Source organism: Kumtagia sp. (assembly GCF_059502445.1).
This window is the reverse complement of record NZ_JCACER010000101.1, coordinates 24,511-43,231: the sequence shown is the minus strand read 5'-3', so window position 1 is coordinate 43,231 and position 18,721 is coordinate 24,511. Positions and strand designations below refer to the sequence as shown.

The window sequence follows — 18,721 nt, the reverse complement described above, 5'->3', positions numbered from 1 at the left end:
CTCGACCATCTTCAAAGGGGGTACGCAATCGAAGGGTCCTCACTCCGTCATCCACCCTGACGCCGGTGGTTCGCCATCGTGGTCACCGCTTCGCCACTGCACGCCGGCGGGGCAGCCGATCCACCGGAGGCCCCAATGTCAGCAGCCCGACTCGACCCCCCGCCACGCTATCTCCGCACACCCGAGGCGGCGCGCTTCCTCGGTCTGTCCGGCCGCACCCTGGAGAAGCATCGCACCTATGGCACGGGACCGGTCTATCGCAAGCTGGGTGGCCGCATTGTCTATGCCCTCGACGATCTACAGGCTTGGGCGGATCGCGGCACACGGCAGTCGACATCAGATCCGGGCCACGGTGTTGTCCACCCTGCAAAACGACAGGCGACGCCCGCCGGGGGAATGCCCGTACGGCGCGGCGGCGCGTCATGATCGTCGCGCTTCTCAATCAGAAGGGTGGCGTCGGCAAGACGACGCTCGCGCTGCATCTCGCCGGTGAATGGGCTCGGCGAGGAAAGCGCGTCGTTCTCATCGACGCCGACCCCCAAGGCTCGGCGCTCGACTGGTCGCAGCAGCGAGCGCGTGAAGGCCTGGCACGCCTGTTTGGTGTCGTCGGTCTGGCGCGAGATACGCTTCATAGCGAAGCGCCGGAACTGGCGCGAAGCGCCGATCACGTGGTGATCGACGGGCCACCGCGTGTCGCCAGCCTGATGCGGTCCGCGCTGCTTGCCGCCGACCTGGTGCTGATCCCCGTGCAGCCATCGCCTTTCGATGGCTGGGCGTCGGCGGAGATGCTCTCGCTGCTCGGCGAAGCGCGGATCTACCGCCCCCAGCTCGCCGCCCGCTTCGTGCTGAATCGCTGCGGAGCGCGAACCGTCATCGTGCGCGAGACGGCCGAGACGCTCGCCGATCATGATCCGCCGGTGATCACCAGCACCGTCGGCCAGCGCGTCACCTTCGCCGACGCGGCGCGCTCCGGCCGCCTGGTCTCCGAGATCAACGAGCGCAGCCCCGCTGCGCGCGAGATCACCGCACTCTGCACTGAGGTCGGGAGGATCGCACCATGACGGAGCGATCCCACAAACGCGCCTTCACTGCACGTCCAGCCGATCCAGAGAGCTGGGTGAAAGCTCCCAATCCGCGGCACCCGCGCGGCGGCGACACCGCCAATTTCACCGCGCGCCTCACCATCGACGTCACGCCCGACATGCGTGGCCAGATCAAGATCGCCGCGTTTCAGCGCGGCGTCACCGTCGCCGACATGCTGCGCGAGCTGCTCGCCCGCGAGTTTCCCCCAACCGAAGGAGACACGCCATGAACGGCGCTCCTCGTTTGCGCCGCGTGCCGACGGCGCTCCTCTTCGACGGTCTGACCCGCGTCGAGCTGACGTGGATCGAGAAGAAGATCGAATACTGGATCAGGTTCGGCCAGGACGTTCAGGAACAGATTCTCGACCGCCGTCGGCGCGTCGTCAGCTTCCCACCGCATAGCGTTTTCGCCTTGGTCCGTTGGGCGGCAAACGACTTCGGGACGATCATCTCACGCATCGACATCGTGCGCGCGATCTCGCCGGGCGAACCCTATCAGACGCTGCCCTTCGTGCGCCCGGGCGGCGACATTCTGCTGAAGGCAGAGAGCTGGCCAAAGGTCGAACGCGTCCTTCAGATCGTCGATGCCATCGAGGCGATCGGCATCAATCCCGCCGAGGTCACGCCGCATCATTGGCGGCACGTTCACAATCGTCTCGCTGCCGGCCAAGAGCCGCGCAGCTACACGGCCGAGCAGCACCGGGCCATCCTGCTGCGCCGAAGGGTCGAACCATGACCCGCTTCGGCTACGTCCTGACGACGTACTTCACCATAATGCTGATCGGCGGCCTGTCGTTCATCCACATCACGCCCAGGCTGATCTGGAACGCGTCTGCCAGCACTCCGATCGGACTCTATTCACTCGATCGGCCGCCGCAGCTCGACGTGACGGACCTCGTCGCCGTGGACGCCCCGGAGCCGCTCGCATCGTTCCTCGCCGAGCGTGGCTACGTGCCACGCGGCGTCCCCCTCATGAAACGTGTCGCCGCTCTTCCTGGGCAGCAGGTCTGCCGCACCGGCGCACACGTCACCGTCGACGGCATCGCGATGGGCGCAGCGCTGACGCGCGACCGTCTCGGCCGCGATCTGCCCGTCTGGCAGGGCTGCCGGCGCATCGGCGGCGGCGAGATCTTCCTCATGAACTGGTCCGTCAAGGACAGCCTCGACGGTCGCTACTTCGGTCCGATCTCCACCCGCTCGATCATCGGCCGCGCAACGCCCGTGTGGACCGATGAAGACGGCAGCGGCCGCTTTGAATGGCGCGCCGCGAAGCGGTGAACGACGCGCCTATCCGACCTCACCGCATAGCAAAGGAGTCTTCCCATGCCGCAGATCGGCGAATTCAAGCGCACGAAGAACGGCTACGCCGGACACATCCGCACGCTTTCGCTGGACGCCGAGATCGTGCTCATCCCCGCTGAGCACACCGACGCCGAGAATGCGCCGGACTATCGCGTTCACCACGGCAACGATGATGGACCTGAGATCGGCGCCGGATGGAAACGCACCGGCGAAAAAGCCGGCGACTACGTCTCGCTGCAGATCGACGATCCCACCCTGGCCCAGCCGATTCGCGCGAACCTGTTCCAATCGACCGAGGACAATTCCGCCTGGAACCTGTACTGGAATCGCCCGCCCAAGCGCGGCGAGCGGGACTGAACGATGTCCGGCCCGCGCCAACAAACTGTCGTCGGGTGGCCAAGCGCCGCCCGACTGACAGCCATTCTTCTCCTTTCCGGCCTGCTCCTCGGCGCGCCGCTGAGCGCCACGGCGAACGCTCAGAACGCATCGGTCACGCGCACGACGGCCACACATCCGTTCGCAGCGTACATTGAAGAGGCCCAACGGCGTTTCGGCATCCCGGCTGCGTGGATTCGCGCCGTCATGCGCGCAGAAAGCGCTGGCGATGTGCGCGCACGCTCCTCTGCCGGCGCGATGGGCTTGATGCAGCTCATGCCAGACACCTGGGCGGAGCTGCGCGTTCGTCATGGGCTCGGGCGTGACCCGTTTGATCCGCGGGACAATATTCTGGCCGGCGCGGCGTACTTGCGCGAGATGTATGATCGCTACGGCTCACCTGGCTTTCTCGCCGCCTATAACGCGGGACCGGGGCGCTACGAAGAGTATCTCGCGGGCCGCCCGTTGCCGGCCGAAACCCGCGCTTATGTCGCCGCCTTGATCCCTTCCTTCGGCGGCGGTGAACTGCCCGGTGCGATCACTGTCGCCGCAGCCGATCCTCAAACATGGACCCGCGCACCGCTCTTCATCACGCGCGTTGGCGGTGTGACTGGCGTCGATCGAGCGCAGACCGAAAACCCTCCGAACCACGCCCCGGCTGCAGATCCGGTGCGTGAGACTTCCGCAGTCACGCCGCAGTCTGCCAACCTGTTCGTCGCGCGAACCGGCAGTGGAAACCCACGATGATGAGCCTGGGCCTCTTTCGCAATCTGGCGTGCCCCGTCGCATCATGGAGGGCGCAGACGGGGAAGCAGGGCAACACGACCGCACGATGGCAGGATAAAGGGGCGCGATGTGCGCCTCGGTTCGGTTGTGCTTTTTCAATGGCTTACGCTGCGAATTCGCGAGGTGCGCCTGTTCGGCGCAGCCTGCGGCTCCGGCGATTTCATAAGCAAATCAGCGCTATCGCGCGATGTGCGGTCTTGCCGCCATGAGCGACGACAACGATTTCCGCGTCCGGCCAGGCCGCATCCGCTCGACGAGCGCGCAGCGCGCGAGACCGTTCATCGCCCAAGCGTTGGCTGCCGCCCAACGTGCTGGCGGATCGGTCTCCCGCAAGGGGACGATCGGCCCGGGCCACCGTTCTCGGTTCGGCCAGGGTCAGCGCGCGTCGGTGCAGGCCAACCGGCTCATCACGTCACGCTCTCGCGGCGCCGTCGTCAAGGCGCGCGTCGTTCGTCACGCCGGACGGGGCGCGCCGCTCACCACCCATCTCAATTATCTGGGCCGCGAGGGCGTCACGCGGGACGGAGAAAAGGCACGGCTGTTCGGGCCTGGCAGCGACGATGCTGATCCGAAGGCGTTCGCGGAACGGTGCGAGGATGACAGGCATCATTTCCGGTTCATCGTCTCGCCGAACGACGCCGTGGAGATGTCAGACCTCAAGACCTTCGCGCGCGATCTCGTCGGGCAGATGGAGAAAGACCTCGGCACCAAGCTCGATTGGGTCGCCGTCGATCACTGGAACACGGAGCATCCCCACGTCCATCTGATCGTGCGCGGTGTGCGCGAGGATGGCGAGAACCTTGTTATCTCCCGCGACTATATCAAGGAAGGCATGCGCGATCGGGCACGGGATCTGATCACGCAGGAGTTGGGGCCGCGCACGGATAACGAAATCCGTCGCACCCTTGAACGTCAGATCGACGCCGAGCGCTGGACCAACCTCGACCGCCAGCTCGCGCGCGACGGCTATCGCACGGGCGTCATCGACCTTGCGCCGCATCCCAATCAGCAGCCCGACGAATTTCATGCGCTCAAGATCGGACGCCTGCGAAAGCTTGAGTCCCTCGGCCTTGCCGATCAGATCGGTCCCGGCCAGTGGGCGATTGCAGAGAACGCCGAGACGACGCTGCGCGAGCTGGGAGAACGCGGCGACATCATCAAGCGCATCCATCGCGGCCTGACCGAACACGGCATCGAGCGTGGTGCGTCCAACTATGTGCTCGCCGGGGAAAGCGTGGACGATCCTGTCGTCGGCCGACTGGTCGCCCGCGGTCTTGACGACGAGCTGAAGGGTACGGCCTATGCGGTGGTCGACGGCACGGACGGCCGCACCCATCACATCAAGCTGCCCGAGCTCGACGCCGCGGGCGACAGCGCGCCTGGCTCGATCGTCGAGCTGCGCAGGTTCGACGACGCGAAGGGACAGCGCCGCGTCGCGTTGGCAGTCCGGTCAGACCTCACCATCGAGCAGCAGATCACGGCGAAAGGCGCGACTTGGCTTGATCGGCAGGCGATCGCCCGCGAGCCGGTTGCGCTCGGCGGCGGGGGCTTCGGCGCGGAGATGCGCGAAGCCCTGGACCGGCGCGCCGAGCACCTGATCGCGGAAGGCCTGGCCGAACGTCAGAACCGCGGTGTCAGCTTCAGCCGCAACCTGATCGAGACGCTGCGCCGGCGCGAGCTGGACGCCGTGGGCGCCAAGCTCGCGGCAGAGAGCGGCCGCCCATTCAACAAGCCCGTGGCGGGGGAGTACGTCGCTGGCGCCTACCAGCGGCGCATCGCGCTCGCCTCCGGCCGCTTCGCGATGATCGATGACGGCCTCGGCTTCCAGCTCGTGCCCTGGTCCCCCTCACTCGAAAAACAGCTCGGCCGTCATGTCTCCGGCCTCGCCAGAAGCGACGGCGGCATCGATTGGAGCTTCGGCCGCAAGCGGGGGCTCGGCCTGTGAACAGCGCGCCTCATCAAGAAAGGACTCCGTCATGTCGGCCACCAAAATCCTCTGGGGCCAGATCCTTGTCGTCTCCCTGATTGTGCTCGCCACTACCTGGGCAGCGACGCAGTGGACGGCATGGCAGCTCGGCTTCCAGCCGCAGCTTGGCCGGCCATGGTTCGAACTCTTCGGCTGGCCGATCTACTATCCGCCGGCCTTCTTCTGGTGGTGGTACTTCTACGATGCGTATGCACCGCGCGTTTTTGTCGAGGGCGCCTATATCGCGGCGTCGGGCGGCTTTATCGCCATCGCGGTCGCCATCGGCATGTCGGTCTGGCGCGCGCGCGAGGCCAAGAATGTCGAGACCTATGGCTCGGCGCGCTGGGCGCGCCCCGATGAAGTGCGAGCCGCCGGGCTGCTCGGACCCGACGGGGTGATGCTAGGAAAATTCGACCATGCCTACCTTCGCCATGACGGACCAGAGCATGTGCTGTGCTTCGCACCGACCCGCTCCGGCAAGGGCGTTGGCCTGGTGGTGCCGTCGCTGCTGACCTGGCCCGGCTCCGCAATCGTCCACGACATCAAGGGCGAGAACTGGCAGCTCACCGCCGGCTTCCGCGCCCGACACGGCCGGGTGCTGCTGTTCGATCCCACCAATGCGAAGTCATCTGCCTACAACCCGCTGCTCGAGGTCCGCCGCGGCGAATGGGAGGTCCGCGACGTCCAGAACATCGCCGACATTCTGGTCGATCCCGAAGGGAGTTTGGAACGCCGCAATCATTGGGAGAAGACGTCCCACGCGCTGCTGGTCGGCGCCATTCTGCACGTTCTATACGCCGAGACCGACAAGACGCTCGCCGGCGTCGCCGCGTTCCTGTCCGACCCCAAGCGGCCGATCGAGTCGACGCTCGCCGCCATGATGAAGACGGCGCATCTCGGCGAAGCTGGACCGCACCCGGTCATCGCGTCGGCGGCGCGAGAGCTGCTGAACAAATCCGACAATGAGCGGTCGGGCGTCTTGTCGACCGCGATGTCGTTTCTCGGGCTCTATCGCGATCCGGTGGTGGCCGAGGTGACTCGCCGCTGTGATTGGCGCATCACCGACATCGTCGGCGGGACGCGGCCATCGACCCTGTATCTCGTTGTTCCCCCATCCGACATCGCGCGCACCAAGCCGTTGATCCGCCTGATCCTCAATCAGATCGGACGCCGATTGACGGAGGATCTCAACGCCAAAGGCTGGCGGCATCGGCTGCTGCTCATGCTCGACGAGTTTCCCGCGCTCGGGCGCCTCGACTTCTTCGAGAGTGCCTTGGCGTTCATGGCGGGCTATGGGCTGAAGAGCTTCCTCATCGCACAATCGCTGAACCAGATCGAGAAAGCCTATGGCCCGAACAACTCGATCCTCGACAACTGCCATGTCCGCGTCAGCTTCGCGACCAATGACGAGCGGACGGCCAAGCGCGTGTCGGATGCGCTTGGCACCGCGACCGAGATGCGGGCAATGCGGAACTATGCCGGACACCGGCTCAGCCCGTGGCTCGGCCATCTGATGGTGTCGCGATCGGAGACCGCGCGCCCGCTGCTGACGCCGGGCGAGGTGATGCAGCTCCCACCCGCCGACGAGATCGTCATGGTTTCCGGAACGCCGCCGATCCGCGCGAAGAAGGCGCGCTACTTCGAGGATCGTCGGTTTCAGGAACGCATCCTGCCACCGCCGGCGCTGGCAAAGACAGCGGCGGCAAAGCCGGACGACTGGAGCAAGATGCCGCTGCCGCCGCGGCCGGAGATCGAGGGCGCCGCCGCAAAGGATGGCCAGGGCGACGACGAGGATCCGACCGGCTCGGAACGCCGCCACCAGCCCGAGCTGAACAAGGCCGGGACCGTCGAGAAGAAGGCGCCGATCAACAACGAGTTCGACCTCGATGGTCCCGACGACGCCGATGACGACGCCGCGCGCGCATGCCGGCTGAACCAGGTGATGCAGGGCGTCGCGCGGCAGGTCTCGCTCGATCCCAACGATGGGATGGACCTCTGAGCGTGGCGATCATGAAGATTCCGAAGAAGCAGCGCCTCTCGGTCTATCTCGATCCGGACATCATGAAGGCGCTCACCGCTTATGCCGCGCGTCGCGATCAATCGCGATCCCTGGTCGCGGAAGCGGCGATCGCATCCTTCCTGTCACCCGACACCGCCGAGCGCCAGGAAGCCGCGACCACCAAGCGATTGGACCAGCTCGACCGGCGCATGACACGCATGGAACGCGACCTCGGCATTTCCGTAGAAATGCTCGCGGTGTTCGTCCGCCACTGGCTCACCACCAACCCGCCGTTGCCGGAGCCAGCCCAGGCGGCCGCACGCGCACAGGCGGGCGAGCGGTACGACGCCTTCGTTGCCGCACTTGGGCGGCGACTCGCGAAGGGACCGAAGGTGCGTGAGGAGATTTCCGAAGACGTCACGGGCATCGCGGGCGCGGAATAGCCATCGCGTAACGTGTCGCAAGCGTCCGGCAGTTCCGCCCTGTCCCTGTCTTTGTACGCCAGAGCACTACGACCCCGTTCTGCTTGTTGTCATGCCCTGATTTCTGCCTCTTCTACTGATCCCCGATCCAGGGCCGCGTGTTCGCGGTCCCGCACAGAACGGGGACGACATGGCGGTTTCTCACCAGCAATCAGAGGCGACCCTGCGAGGCGCACGCATGTTGCGCACAGCCCTCGGCCCCGCCATCGCCGGATTCCTGGAAGACCCGTCGATCGTCGAGGTGATGCTCAATCCCGACGGGCGGCTCTGGATCGACCGCCTGTCCGAGGGGCTCTCCGACACCGGAGAACGGCTCTCGCCCGCCGACGGCGAACGCATTGTTCGCCTCGTCGCGCATCACGTCGGCGCCGAGGTTCATTCCGGTTCGCCGCGGGTTTCGGCCGAACTGCCCGAGACGGGGGAGCGGTTCGAAGGGCTTCTGCCGCCCGTCGTCGCCGCGCCGGCGTTCGCGATCCGCAAACCTGCCGTCGCTGTCTTCACGCTCGCTGACTACGTCGCCGCCGAGATCATGTCGGCCGAACAGGCTGAGATCCTTCGTCAGGCCGTCGCCGACCGGCGCAACATTCTCGTCGCCGGCGGCACCTCAACCGGCAAGACGACACTCACCAACGCCTTGCTCGCCGAAGTGTCGAAGACCTTCGACCGCGTCGTTCTGATCGAGGACACGCGCGAGCTGCAATGCGCCGCGCCCAACCTGGTCGCCATGCGGACGAAGGATGGCGTCGCATCGCTCTCCGATCTCGTCCGCTCCTCGCTTCGCTTGCGCCCCGATCGCATTCCGATCGGCGAGGTGCGCGGCGCCGAGGCGCTGGATTTGCTCAAGGCCTGGGGCACGGGCCACCCGGGTGGCGTCGGCACGATCCACGCCGGCACCGCGCTCGGCGCGCTGCGCCGCCTCGAGCAGCTCATTCAGGAAGCCGTCATCACCGTCCCGCGCGCGCTGATTGCTGAGACCATCGACCTCGTCGCGGTGCTCAGCGGCCGCGGCTCGACCCGTCGCCTCGCCGAACTCGCCCGCGTCGAAGGCCTTCAGCCAGACGGCGACTACCGCGTCATCCCCGCAACCCAGTCCGCTCCAGGAGATTCCGAATGATCCGCCATGCCCTGCGCACGCGCCGTCATATCGCGACGGCCGTATCCGTCACCGTGGTCAGCATGATGCTGGCCCCGGCCGCTTACGCTTCCGGTTCCTCGATGCCGTGGGAAGCGCCGCTGCAGTCCATCCTCGAATCCATCGAGGGACCGGTGGCCAAGATCATCGCCGTGATGATCATCATCATCACAGGTCTGACACTCGCCTTCGGCGACACATCAGGCGGCGCGCGGAAGCTGATCCAGATCGTCTTCGGCCTGTCGATCGCCTTCGCTGCGTCGAGCTTCTTCCTGTCGTTCTTCTCTTTCGGCGGCGGAGCGCTCGTTTGATGGCGAGCTTGATCGACAGCACCGGCAACGTGCCGGGCTACGCCGTCCCGGTCCATCGGGCACTCACCGAGCACATCCTGCTCGGCGGCGCGCCGCGCTCCATCGCGATTCTCAACGGCACGCTGGCGGCGGCGCTCGGCCTCGGCCTGCGCCTATGGCTGGTCGGTCTCGGACTCTGGGCGATCGGGCATTTCGCCGCCGTGTGGGCGGCCAAACGCGATCCGCAATTCGTCGATGTGGTGCGCCGTCACCTGCGCATCCCCGGCCACCTGAGCGCGTGAGGTCCCAATGATGAACCTCGCCGAATATCGCCGGACCTCAACCCGTCTCGCGGACTTCCTGCCCTGGGCCGCGCTCGCGGGCGAGGGCATCGTCCTCAACAAGGACGGCAGTTTCCAACGCACCGCTCGCTTTCGCGGTCCTGACCTCGACTCCGCAGTGCCGGCCGAACTCGTCGCCGTCGCCGGCCGTCTCAACAACGCCTTCCGCCGCCTCGGCTCGGGATGGGCGATCTTCGTTGAGGCGCAGCGCCATGGCGCCGGGGCCTATCCCGCGAGCCGCTTTCCCGAGGCCGCGTCCGCCCTGGTCGACGCCGAACGCAAGGCGGATTTCGAGGAAGACGCCTCACACTTCGAGTCCAGCTACTTCCTAACCTTCGTCTACCTGCCGCCGGCCGAGGACGCCGCCCGAGCCGAGAGCTGGCTCTATGAAGGCAAGGCCGACAACGGTCTTGATCCTTATGAGGCGCTGCGCGGCTTCGCTGATCGCACCGACCGCGTGCTTCAACTCGTCGAGAACTTCATGCCGGAATGCACATGGCTCGATGACGGCGAGACGCTGACCTATCTGCATTCGACCGTCTCGACCAAGCGCCACCGCGTGCGCGTGCCCGAGACGCCGATGTATCTCGATGCGCTGCTGGCCGATCAGCCGCTCACGGGCGGCCTGGAGCCGCGCCTGGGCGACACGCATCTCCGCATCCTCACCATTGTCGGTTTTCCGACCGCAACCACGCCCGGGCTGCTCGACGACCTCAACCGCCTCGCCTTTCCGTATCGCTGGTCGACGCGCGCCGTCCTTCTCGACAAGACCGACGCCACCAAGCTGCTGACCAAGATCCGACGGCAATGGTTCGCCAAGCGCAAGAGCATCATGGCGATCCTCAAGGAGGTGATGACCAACGAGGCTTCGGTGCTCGTCGACACCGACGCGGCGAACAAGGCGGCCGATGCCGACCTCGCGCTGCAGGAACTCGGCGCCGACTATGCCGGTCAGGCCTATGTCACCGCAACGGTCGCCGTCTGGGACACCGATCCACGCATCGCAGCCGAGAAGTTGCGCCTGGTGGAGAAGATCGTTCAGGGCCGCGACTTCACCGCGATGGCCGAGACCATCAACGCCGCCGACGCCTGGCTTGGCTCGCTGCCGGGCCATGTCTACGCCAACGTCCGGCAACCGCCGATCTCGACGCTCAATCTCGCCCATATGATTCCGCTGTCGGCGGTATGGGCGGGGCCGGAACGGGACGAGCATTTCGGGCAACCCCCCTTGCTTTACGGCAGGACCGAAGGCTCGACCCCGTTCCGGTTTTCCCTTCATGTCGGCGATGTCGGTCACACGCTCGTCGTCGGACCGACCGGCGCCGGAAAATCCGTGCTCCTGGCGCTGATGGCGCTGCAGTTCCGGCGCTATCCCGGTTCACAGGTCTTCGCCTTCGACTTCGGCGGCTCGATCCGTGCGGCCGCGCTCGCGATGGGCGGAGACTGGCACGATCTCGGCGGCGGCCTGACCGAAGGCGCCGCCGACAGCGTCTCACTGCAACCGCTTGCCGGCATCCACCATGTGCCGGAACGCGCGTGGGCGGCGGATTGGATCATCGCGATCCTGCAGCGCGAGGGCGTGACGATCGCGCCCGAGGTGAAGGAATATATCTGGACGGCGCTGACCTCGCTGGCGAGCGCGCCCGTCGGCGAACGCACGCTCACCGGACTCGCCGTCCTCCTTCAATCGAACGATCTCAAACAGGCGCTGCGGCCCTATTGTGTCGGGGGCGCCTATGGCCGGCTGCTCGACGCCGAGAGCGAGCATCTTGGCGAAGCCGTTGTGCAGGCGTTCGAGACCGAAGGCCTGATCGGCACGGCCGCCGCACCGGCCGTGCTCGCCTATCTCTTCCACCGCATCGAAGATCGCCTCGATGGCAGCCCCACCCTGCTCATTATCGACGAAGGCTGGCTGGCGCTCGACGACGAGGATTTCGCCGGCCAGCTCCGCGAGTGGCTGAAGACCCTTCGCAAGAAGAATGCGTCCGTCGTCTTCGCCACCCAATCGCTTTCCGACATCGACAGCTCCGCGATCGCGCCTGCCATCATCGAGAGCTGCCAAACCCGACTGTTGTTGCCGAACGAACGCGCGATCGAGCCACAGATTGCTGCGATCTACCGTCGCTTCGGACTCAACGACCGGCAGATCGAGATTCTCGCCCGCGCAATGCCGAAGCGCGACTACTACTGCCAATCCCGACGCGGCAACCGGCTCTTCGAACTCGGCCTGTCCGAAGTGGCGTTGGCGCTTTGCGCCGCTTCCTCGAAGACCGATCAGGCCGCGATCGAGCGCGTTGTGGCGGAGCACGGCCGAGAAGGGTTCCTGTCGGCCTGGCTCCATCTGCGCGGCGTCGCCTGGGCCGCCGATCTCATCCCCAACCTCAACAACCTGGAGACCCAGTCATGATCTTCCGTCGCACACGCGCGGCGCTCCTTGCCGCGTCGATCCTCTCTGTTCCCGTGGCAATGTCGCCCTTGATGGTCCAGCCGGCGTCCGCGCAATGGATCGTCTACGACCCGACGAACTACGTGCAGAATGTTCTTTCCGCCGCTCGCGCGCTGGAACAGATCAACAATCAGATCACCTCGCTTCAGAACGAAGCGACGATGCTCGTCAACCAGGCGCGCAACCTCGCGAGCCTGCCTTACTCCTCGCTTCAACGCCTGCAGCAGTCCGTGCAGCGGACGCAACAACTCCTCGGCCAGGCGCAGCGCATCGCCTACGACGTCCAGCAGATCGACCAGGCGTTCACGTCCACCTACGGCAACGCGTCGCTCTCAGCATCGGATCAGCAGCTCGTCGCGCAAGCGCGCGAGCGCTGGCAGAACACCGTCGGCGGCCTGCAGGACGCCATGCGGGTGCAGGCCGGCGTCGTCGGCAACATCGAGACCAACCGCGCCGAGATGTCGGCGCTCATCGGCCAAAGCCAAGGCGCAACCGGCGCCTTGCAGGCGTCGCAGGCCGGCAATCAGCTCCTCGCGCTCCAGGCCCAGCAGCTCGCCGATCTTACGGCCGTCGTCGCCGCGAACGGACGGGCACAAGCGCTGTCCGAAGCGGAGCGCGCTGCGGCTGCCGAACAGGGTCGCGAGCAGCGCCGCCGCTTCTTGGCCCCCGGCAGCGGCTATCAGCCCGGCAACGCCCGCATGTTCCCGAATGGCAACTAAGGCCCCTCGCGAGAATCAGGTCATGGACGGCAAGCTTTTAGCCCGCCTCGGCGCCATCGTCTTCGTCGCCGTCGCCATCACCGCGACGGCGATCGAGATGACCCGGAAAGAGGAAGAGCCGGCCGGCCAGGTGCTGCGGCCAGTTGAGGTCACCCCGGCCGATCCACTGCGACAGGCGCAACGGCGCTGCCAACTGCTCGGCGAGGCCGCCGCGCGGGATGCCGAATGTTTGCGCACCTGGGCCGAAACCCGCGACCGCTTCCTTGGCGTTACGCCCGCGCCAGCATCGCCCCAGCCGCAGGACGGGCGGTGAACCATGGGCGGCACCGGCGTCATCGACCAGTTCCTTGAGGTCTTCACCCGCTATATCGACGGCGGCTTCGGCCTGCTCGGCGGCGAGGTGGCGTTCATCGCCACAACGCTGATCGTCATCGACGTGACATTGGCAGCGTTGTTTTGGAGCTGGGGCGCCGACGACGACATCATGGCGCGCCTGGTCAAGAAGACCCTGTTCGTCGGCGTCTTCGCCTACATCATTGGCAACTGGAACAACCTCGCGCGCATCGTCTTCGAGAGCTTCGCGGGGCTGGGTCTGAAAGCGTCGGGTACCGGGTTCACCGTTGAAGATCTCATGCGCCCCGGCCGCGTGGCGCAGACCGGCCTCGATGCCGGCCGGCCGCTGCTCGATTCCATCTCCAACCTGATGGGATGGATCGCCTTCTTCGAAAACTTCATCCAGATCGCCTGCTTGCTGTTCGCCTGGGCGCTGATCCTGCTCGCCTTCTTCATTCTGGCCGTGCAGCTCTTCATCACGCTGATCGAGTTCAAGCTCACGACCTTGGCCGGCTTCGTCCTCATTCCGTTCGGCCTGTTCGGCAAGTCCGCGTTCATGGCCGAGCGAGTCCTCGGCAACGTCATCTCCTCGGGCATCAAGGTGCTGGTGCTCGCCGTTATCATCGGTATCGGCTCAACGTTGTTCGGCCAATTCACCGCCGGCTTCGGCAACCAGACACCGACGATTGACCAAGCCATGGCGATCGTGCTCGCCGCGTTGTCGCTGCTGGGCCTGGGCATCTTCGGCCCTGGCATCGCCAACGGCCTCGTCTCCGGCGGTCCGCAACTCGGCGCCGGCGCGGCGGTCGGAACCGGGCTCGCCGCGGGCGGGGCTCTGGTCGCGGCCGGCGCGGCTGGTGGAATGGCCCTGCGCGGCGGCGCGGCTGCGCTTTCCGGAACTGCCGCTGCCGCTCGTGGGGGAGCGGCCCTGGCCGGTGGCGCCTCGACGGCCTACAGCCTCGGCGCTGCCGGCCAGTCGGGCGCGTCCGCCGTCGGGTCCGGACTCGGTGGCGTTGCTCGCGCCGCTGGCGCGGCCGCCACCTCACCGCTGCGCCGCACGGCCTCCAAGGCAGCAGACAGCATGAAGTCGAGCTTCTCGGAAGGCGCCAAATCCGCGTTCGCGGCGACCGGCGGCACATCGACCATGGGTTCGGTCGGCACGAGCGCGTCCGAGGCTGCGCCGTCCGCGGCGGCTGACGGGCCGCCGGCGTGGGCCCAGCGGATGAAGCGCTCTCAGGCCTTGAGCCACGGTGTGACCGCGGCCGCCCATGCCGTGCGCAGCGGCGACAGCCACGGCGGCGGCTCTTCCATCAATCTCTCCGGAGGCGACCGCTGATGTTCAAACGACCTTCTACTCACTACGGCAAAGCGCCAGAACCCGAGACACCTTATCAGCGCGCCGCCCAGGTCTGGGACGAGCGCATCGGCGCCGCGCGCGTCCAGGCGAAGAACTGGCGCTTCATGGCGTTCGGTTCGCTGCTTCTGTCCGCCAGCTTCGCGGCGGCGCTCGTCTGGCAATCGGCCCGCGGCACGATCGTGCCCTGGGTCGTGCAGGTCGACAGGCTCGGCCAGGCGCAGGCCGTGGCGCCAGCGGTCGCCGATTATCGCCCGACCGATCCCCAGATCGCCTTTCATCTCGCGCGCTTCATCGAGCAGGTCCGCTCGATTCCGTCCGACGCCATCATCGTCCGGCAGAATTGGCTACGCGCATACGATTTCACGACCGATCGCGGCGCGATGGCGCTCAACGACTACGCGCGGTCGAACGACCCTTTCGCCAAGGTCGGTCGACAGCAGATCGCTGTCGACGTCTCCAGCGTTATCCGGGCGTCGCCCGACAGCTTCCGCGTCGCCTGGGTCGAGCGCCGGTACGAAAACGGCCAGCTCGCTGAAACGACCCGTTGGACCGCCATCCTCACCATCGTCGTGCAGGTGCCCCGCAACGCCGACCGGCTGCGCGCCAACCCGCTCGGCATCTACGTCAACGCCATCAACTGGTCACGGGAGCTGGGGCAATGAGAAATCCGATTTTCCGTAAAGCCGGCAATCCGGCTTCTCGCACTTCTACATCTGCGGTTCTCCTGCTGTGCACGTCGGCGCTCGCCGGCTGCGCCACGGCGAACAGGCCGCCAGAGATCTCCTATGATGACGCCGTGCCAGCGGCGCTGAGCGCCAATCCTCCGGCTCCCGTGCGCGTGGTCGAGCTGCCGCGACCTCTGCCACTCCCCGGTCAGATGAAGCCCGTCGAGCCGTCCCGCGGCACACCTGAGCCTACCGATCCGACAGCCCGCGTTAATCAGGCCAACGCCGCCGCGCGCGTGCAGCCGGTCCGCGATGGCTTCATCAACGCCATGCAGGTCTATCCCTATACGGGCGGCGCGCTCTATCAGGTCTACACCGCCGTCGGCCAGATCACCGACATCGCTCTTCAGCCGGGCGAGCAATTGGTCGGCTCCGGCCCGGTCGCCGCCGGCGACACGGTTCGCTGGATCATCGGCGACACGGTGAGCGGCTCGGGCGCGACCCAGCAAGTTCATATCCTGGTGAAGCCGACCCGCGCCGACCTGATGACCAATCTCATCATCAACACCAATCTGCGCACCTACCACATGGAGCTGCGCTCGACCGAGCGCACCTATATGGCGTCGGTATCCTGGCAGTATCCGCAGGATCAGCTTATCGCGCTGCGGCGCCAGAACGCGCAGGCCGAGGCCAGCAGTCCCGTCGCCACCGGGGTCGACCTCGCCAACATCAATTTCCGCTATGCGATCGAAGGCGATCGTGCGCCGTGGCGGCCGCTGCGGGCCTACGATGACGGCCGCCAGGTCTTCATCGAGTTTCCGCGCGGCATCGGTCAGGGCGAAATGCCGCCGCTGTTCGTCGTCGGTCCGGAAGGCAACACCTCTGAGCTCGTGAACTACCGCGTCCGCGTCAACTACATGATCGTGGACCGGCTGTTCGCGGCCGCGGAGCTGCGCTTCGGCGCTGGCGACCGCCAGAAGCGCGTCCGGATCGTCCGCACCGATGGGAGGCCGGCGTCGTGAGCGAGCCAGAACCCCGGAAAGAAGAAGACGAGGCGCCGCTGACCGGGTCGGCCGGCGACGCGGCCGTCCCGATGCGGCTCCGTGGTGAGGCGCCGCGTGTCACGCGGCTCTCGCGAAAGGTGCTCGCCGGCATCGGACTCGTGGCGAGCGTCGGCATCGGCGGTGCGTTGATCTATGCGCTCCAGACTCGCGATGGGGGTAAGCCCGCCGACGAACTCTATTCGACCGACAATCGCTCGACCGCCGACGGTCTGGCCGGGTTGCCGCGCGATTACAGCGGCATTCCTCAGCTCGGTCCACCACTCCCGGGCGACCTCGGGCGCCCCACCCTGGGCGCGCAAAATCGTGGCCAGCCATTGCCGAACCAGCCCAATCCCGGCCTCAGCGCGGAGGAGCAGCGACGGCTGCAGGAGATCGAAACCGCCCGCGTCAGCAGGCTCTTCAGCGGCACCGAAAACAGGTCCATGGCCTCGACGGCCCCCGGCGCCGCGACGATCGCGCCGCCGCCGGTGCCGGACCTCACCGGCCTCGGCCTCGCGCCGCCACCCGCCACCCCATCGGCCCAGGATCGGCAGCTCGCATTTCTCAATGCGGCGGCCGATCGGCGCACCGTCGCACCCGATCGCGTCGCTGCACCGGCGTCGCCTTACATCCTGCAGGCAGGCGCCGTGATCGCGGCGGCGCTCATCACCGGCATCCGCTCCGACCTACCCGGCCAGATCACCGCGCAGGTGACGGAAAATATCTATGACAGCCCAACGGGACGTATCCTCCTGGTGCCGCAAGGCACGCGGATCATTGGCCAGTATGACAACAATGTTCAGTTCGGCCAAAGCCGCGTCCTCTTGGTCTGGAATCGCCTGATCTTCCCGAACGGACGCTCGATCGTTCTCGAGCGTCAGCCCGGCGCCGATGCCGAGGGCTATGCCGGCCTTCAGGATGGCGTCGATTATCACTGGTGGGAGCTGGCCAAGGCAGCGGGGCTTTCCACGCTGCTGAGCGTCGGCGCCGAACTCGCCGCCAACGACGATGACCGCTTGATTCAGGCCATCCGCAACGGCGGGCAGGACACTATCAACGATGCCGGCCAGCAGATCGTGCGCCGTCAGCTTAACGTCGCGCCGACGCTGACGATCCGGCCGGGCTTTCCCGTGCGCGTGATTGTCACCCGGGATTTGGTGCTCGAACCTTACGGAGGCTAGCCGATGGCCAAGCTGAAGCTCGGGCCGCTCGAAGACGACAAGCCGGTGAAGATCTCGGTGGAACTGCCCGCCCCCCTTCACCGCGATCTCATCGCGTATGCAGAAATCCTTGGCCGAGAAAGCGGGCAAGCCGTCGAGCCCGCTAAGCTGATCGCACCAATGATTGAGCGTTTTATGGCGACGGATCGGGGATTCGCGAAGATGCGCCACGCGGCCCGTTCCCGTTCGCAACCGGCGGGTAGCGCTCCTCCAAGAGGCGAATGAAGTTCCGGAGCGCTGGGTTGTCGTTGCCGTCTCGCCAATAGGCGCGATACCCGATCCGGGTCGAGCCGTTGCCGTCGCGCGCCTCGCGGTAGACGACGCCGGTATAGCTGGCTCCCATGCAGGCCTCACACATAAGGCTGACGCCTCGGTTGGCCCCAACCAGGCTCTTGATGTTTTCCGGGCTCACATCGTGCCGGACGACGTCGGGCAGATCGCCAGGGGAACTGAGCTTGGCAACGAGGATGTCTTGGATCTCCGGTCCCGGATCGCGCTCGCTCAGCAAGAAGCGCTCATGCTTTAAGTCTGTCCAATAGATGACTTCGTTCGCTGCGAGCGGATGATCCTCGGGCAGAGCGACGATGATGCGCTCGCTCCAGAGCACCATCGAGCGATTGCAATCTGAAGCCGGCTCCCCGGTGACAATGGCGATGTCGATCATGCTATTCTGTATTCCGTCGAACAATCGCGTTCGCGATCCTTCGATAGTTTTGATCTCAACCTGGGGAAAGCGACGGCCGTACTCGACAAGACTTGCCCTGAGATTGCCGGCTGAGAGGGACGTGTAGAAGCCGATCGTCAAGTACCCGGCCTCGCCGCGTCCGACCGCCTTGGCTCCGTCGACGACAATCTGCAAATCATTGAGAACCCGGCGAACGCCGTTCACAAAGTCCCGGCCTGCCGCCGTCGGCCTGACGCCGCCATTCGTTCGTTCGAACAACGCTACGCCGAGTTGCTCCTCCAGATGTCGGATTCGTCGGCTGAGATTAGACTGCTTGAGGGCGAGCAGATCTGCCGCCTTGCGAAAACTGCCACAGCGTTCCGCCGCCTCAGCGTATCGCAGATGTTTAATCTCGATCGACACGAGAGCGCTCGTTTCGCTGCGCGAAAACAGCGCTGTCGAAGAACGCACCGCGTTCCGCATACATCGGAAGCGCTCGGTAGACGTCGTCTACGCATT

22 protein-coding genes are annotated in these 18,721 nt (G+C 66.2%); 21 read left to right on the top strand and 1 reads right to left on the bottom strand.

Annotated features, from left to right (window positions below; all coding sequences use genetic code 11):
• Positions 1 to 135 precede the first annotated feature (135 nt).
• The 21 genes from AC5JDC_RS26130 (at position 136) to AC5JDC_RS26030 (ending at position 17,763) form a co-directional block, all read left to right on the top strand.
• Complete coding sequence (locus tag AC5JDC_RS26130) at positions 136 to 426, top strand: helix-turn-helix transcriptional regulator (RefSeq protein WP_184064166.1); 291 nt, start codon at positions 136 to 138, stop codon at positions 424 to 426.
• Complete coding sequence (gene parA / locus AC5JDC_RS26125; RefSeq protein ID WP_495846001.1) at positions 423 to 1,061, top strand: ParA family partition ATPase; 639 nt, start codon at positions 423 to 425, stop codon at positions 1,059 to 1,061. Before AC5JDC_RS26130 ends, parA begins: the two co-directional genes overlap by 4 nt.
• Complete coding sequence (locus AC5JDC_RS26120; RefSeq protein WP_495845999.1) at positions 1,058 to 1,312, top strand: hypothetical protein; 255 nt, start codon at positions 1,058 to 1,060, stop codon at positions 1,310 to 1,312. The genes parA and AC5JDC_RS26120 overlap by 4 nt, the downstream gene beginning before the upstream one ends.
• Entirely contained in the window at positions 1,309 to 1,818 is a 510-nt protein-coding gene (locus tag AC5JDC_RS26115) for a DUF2840 domain-containing protein (protein WP_495845997.1), read from the top strand. The genes AC5JDC_RS26120 and AC5JDC_RS26115 overlap by 4 nt, the downstream gene beginning before the upstream one ends.
• On the top strand, positions 1,815 to 2,360 hold the full coding sequence (locus tag AC5JDC_RS26110; RefSeq protein ID WP_495845995.1) for a S26 family signal peptidase: 546 nt from the start codon (positions 1,815 to 1,817) through the stop codon (positions 2,358 to 2,360). The genes AC5JDC_RS26115 and AC5JDC_RS26110 overlap by 4 nt, the downstream gene beginning before the upstream one ends.
• A gap of 45 nt (positions 2,361 to 2,405) precedes the next feature.
• Positions 2,406 to 2,741 carry a DUF736 domain-containing protein gene (locus tag AC5JDC_RS26105; RefSeq protein ID WP_495845993.1) on the top strand — a complete coding sequence of 112 codons (336 nt, stop codon included), beginning with the start codon at positions 2,406 to 2,408 and terminating at the stop codon, positions 2,739 to 2,741.
• A 3-nt stretch (positions 2,742 to 2,744) separates the two neighbouring features.
• Complete coding sequence (locus AC5JDC_RS26100; RefSeq protein ID WP_495845991.1) at positions 2,745 to 3,506, top strand: lytic transglycosylase domain-containing protein; 762 nt, start codon at positions 2,745 to 2,747, stop codon at positions 3,504 to 3,506.
• Between the two features lie 244 nt (positions 3,507 to 3,750).
• Positions 3,751 to 5,490, top strand: a complete 1,740-nt coding sequence (locus AC5JDC_RS26095; RefSeq protein WP_495845989.1) for a relaxase/mobilization nuclease domain-containing protein — start codon at positions 3,751 to 3,753, stop codon at positions 5,488 to 5,490.
• Between the two features lie 31 nt (positions 5,491 to 5,521).
• Positions 5,522 to 7,510 (top strand): conjugal transfer protein TraG, encoded by a 1,989-nt coding sequence (locus AC5JDC_RS26090; protein WP_495845987.1) that lies wholly within the window; start codon positions 5,522 to 5,524, stop codon positions 7,508 to 7,510.
• Positions 7,511 to 7,518: 8 nt separating this feature from the next.
• A complete protein-coding gene (locus AC5JDC_RS26085; protein ID WP_047558828.1) occupies positions 7,519 to 7,953 on the top strand; it encodes a ribbon-helix-helix protein, CopG family in 435 nt (144 codons plus the stop codon).
• Between the two features lie 169 nt (positions 7,954 to 8,122).
• Positions 8,123 to 9,106 (top strand): P-type conjugative transfer ATPase TrbB, encoded by a 984-nt coding sequence (gene trbB / locus AC5JDC_RS26080; protein WP_495845985.1) that lies wholly within the window; start codon positions 8,123 to 8,125, stop codon positions 9,104 to 9,106.
• Positions 9,103 to 9,435, top strand: coding sequence for a TrbC/VirB2 family type IV secretion system protein (locus tag AC5JDC_RS26075; protein WP_394060980.1), 333 nt, complete (start codon positions 9,103 to 9,105; stop codon positions 9,433 to 9,435). Before trbB ends, AC5JDC_RS26075 begins: the two co-directional genes overlap by 4 nt.
• Positions 9,435 to 9,716 carry a VirB3 family type IV secretion system protein gene (locus tag AC5JDC_RS26070; RefSeq protein ID WP_495845983.1) on the top strand — a complete coding sequence of 94 codons (282 nt, stop codon included), beginning with the start codon at positions 9,435 to 9,437 and terminating at the stop codon, positions 9,714 to 9,716. The genes AC5JDC_RS26075 and AC5JDC_RS26070 overlap by 1 nt, the downstream gene beginning before the upstream one ends.
• A gap of 7 nt (positions 9,717 to 9,723) precedes the next feature.
• Positions 9,724 to 12,162, top strand: a complete 2,439-nt coding sequence (gene trbE / locus AC5JDC_RS26065) for a conjugal transfer protein TrbE (protein ID WP_495845981.1) — start codon at positions 9,724 to 9,726, stop codon at positions 12,160 to 12,162.
• Entirely contained in the window at positions 12,159 to 12,920 is a 762-nt protein-coding gene (trbJ, locus tag AC5JDC_RS26060; protein ID WP_495845979.1) for a P-type conjugative transfer protein TrbJ, read from the top strand. The genes trbE and trbJ overlap by 4 nt, the downstream gene beginning before the upstream one ends.
• Before the next feature lie 22 nt (positions 12,921 to 12,942).
• Positions 12,943 to 13,233: a putative entry exclusion protein TrbK-alt gene (trbK-alt, locus tag AC5JDC_RS26055; RefSeq protein WP_495845977.1), complete on the top strand. Its 291-nt coding sequence runs from the start codon at positions 12,943 to 12,945 to the stop codon at positions 13,231 to 13,233.
• 3 nt (positions 13,234 to 13,236) lie between these two features.
• Positions 13,237 to 14,589 (top strand): P-type conjugative transfer protein TrbL, encoded by a 1,353-nt coding sequence (gene trbL / locus AC5JDC_RS26050; RefSeq protein WP_495845975.1) that lies wholly within the window; start codon positions 13,237 to 13,239, stop codon positions 14,587 to 14,589.
• On the top strand, positions 14,589 to 15,272 hold the full coding sequence (gene trbF, locus AC5JDC_RS26045; protein WP_495845973.1) for a conjugal transfer protein TrbF: 684 nt from the start codon (positions 14,589 to 14,591) through the stop codon (positions 15,270 to 15,272). Before trbL ends, trbF begins: the two co-directional genes overlap by 1 nt.
• On the top strand, positions 15,269 to 16,297 hold the full coding sequence (trbG, locus tag AC5JDC_RS26040) for a P-type conjugative transfer protein TrbG (protein WP_495845971.1): 1,029 nt from the start codon (positions 15,269 to 15,271) through the stop codon (positions 16,295 to 16,297). Before trbF ends, trbG begins: the two co-directional genes overlap by 4 nt.
• Complete coding sequence (locus AC5JDC_RS26035; RefSeq protein ID WP_495845969.1) at positions 16,294 to 17,499, top strand: TraB/TrbI/VirB10 family type IV secretion system protein; 1,206 nt, start codon at positions 16,294 to 16,296, stop codon at positions 17,497 to 17,499. The genes trbG and AC5JDC_RS26035 overlap by 4 nt, the downstream gene beginning before the upstream one ends.
• Positions 17,500 to 17,502: 3 nt before the next feature.
• Complete coding sequence (locus tag AC5JDC_RS26030) at positions 17,503 to 17,763, top strand: DUF2274 domain-containing protein (protein ID WP_495845967.1); 261 nt, start codon at positions 17,503 to 17,505, stop codon at positions 17,761 to 17,763.
• On the opposite strand, the gene AC5JDC_RS26025 is transcribed toward AC5JDC_RS26030, so the two are convergent.
• On the bottom strand, positions 17,672 to 18,625 hold the full coding sequence (locus AC5JDC_RS26025; protein WP_495845965.1) for a LysR family transcriptional regulator: 954 nt from the start codon (positions 18,623 to 18,625) through the stop codon (positions 17,672 to 17,674). The two genes, AC5JDC_RS26030 and AC5JDC_RS26025, sit on opposite strands and share 92 nt — an antisense overlap.
• Between the last annotated feature and the right edge of the window lie 96 nt (positions 18,626 to 18,721).

What these genes read in the sequence shown, in the direction of transcription:
- AC5JDC_RS26120 (WP_495845999.1), top strand. Translation starts at nt 1,058, where the DNA reads ATGACGGAGCGATCCCACAAACGCGCCTTCACTGCACGTCCAGCCGAT.
- AC5JDC_RS26070 (WP_495845983.1), top strand. Translation starts at nt 9,435, where the DNA reads ATGGCGAGCTTGATCGACAGCACCGGCAACGTGCCGGGCTACGCCGTC.
- trbF (WP_495845973.1), top strand. Translation starts at nt 14,589, where the DNA reads ATGTTCAAACGACCTTCTACTCACTACGGCAAAGCGCCAGAACCCGAG.
- trbJ (WP_495845979.1), top strand. Translation starts at nt 12,159, where the DNA reads ATGATCTTCCGTCGCACACGCGCGGCGCTCCTTGCCGCGTCGATCCTC.
- parA (WP_495846001.1), top strand. Translation starts at nt 423, where the DNA reads ATGATCGTCGCGCTTCTCAATCAGAAGGGTGGCGTCGGCAAGACGACG.
- trbE (WP_495845981.1), top strand. Translation starts at nt 9,724, where the DNA reads ATGATGAACCTCGCCGAATATCGCCGGACCTCAACCCGTCTCGCGGAC.
- trbG (WP_495845971.1), top strand. Translation starts at nt 15,269, where the DNA reads ATGAGAAATCCGATTTTCCGTAAAGCCGGCAATCCGGCTTCTCGCACT.
- AC5JDC_RS26095 (WP_495845989.1), top strand. Translation starts at nt 3,751, where the DNA reads ATGAGCGACGACAACGATTTCCGCGTCCGGCCAGGCCGCATCCGCTCG.
- AC5JDC_RS26130 (WP_184064166.1), top strand. Translation starts at nt 136, where the DNA reads ATGTCAGCAGCCCGACTCGACCCCCCGCCACGCTATCTCCGCACACCC.
- AC5JDC_RS26110 (WP_495845995.1), top strand. Translation starts at nt 1,815, where the DNA reads ATGACCCGCTTCGGCTACGTCCTGACGACGTACTTCACCATAATGCTG.
- AC5JDC_RS26090 (WP_495845987.1), top strand. Translation starts at nt 5,522, where the DNA reads ATGTCGGCCACCAAAATCCTCTGGGGCCAGATCCTTGTCGTCTCCCTG.
- AC5JDC_RS26075 (WP_394060980.1), top strand. Translation starts at nt 9,103, where the DNA reads ATGATCCGCCATGCCCTGCGCACGCGCCGTCATATCGCGACGGCCGTA.
- trbB (WP_495845985.1), top strand. Translation starts at nt 8,123, where the DNA reads ATGGCGGTTTCTCACCAGCAATCAGAGGCGACCCTGCGAGGCGCACGC.
- AC5JDC_RS26100 (WP_495845991.1), top strand. Translation starts at nt 2,745, where the DNA reads ATGTCCGGCCCGCGCCAACAAACTGTCGTCGGGTGGCCAAGCGCCGCC.
- trbL (WP_495845975.1), top strand. Translation starts at nt 13,237, where the DNA reads ATGGGCGGCACCGGCGTCATCGACCAGTTCCTTGAGGTCTTCACCCGC.
- AC5JDC_RS26030 (WP_495845967.1), top strand. Translation starts at nt 17,503, where the DNA reads ATGGCCAAGCTGAAGCTCGGGCCGCTCGAAGACGACAAGCCGGTGAAG.
- AC5JDC_RS26105 (WP_495845993.1), top strand. Translation starts at nt 2,406, where the DNA reads ATGCCGCAGATCGGCGAATTCAAGCGCACGAAGAACGGCTACGCCGGA.
- trbK-alt (WP_495845977.1), top strand. Translation starts at nt 12,943, where the DNA reads ATGGACGGCAAGCTTTTAGCCCGCCTCGGCGCCATCGTCTTCGTCGCC.
- AC5JDC_RS26115 (WP_495845997.1), top strand. Translation starts at nt 1,309, where the DNA reads ATGAACGGCGCTCCTCGTTTGCGCCGCGTGCCGACGGCGCTCCTCTTC.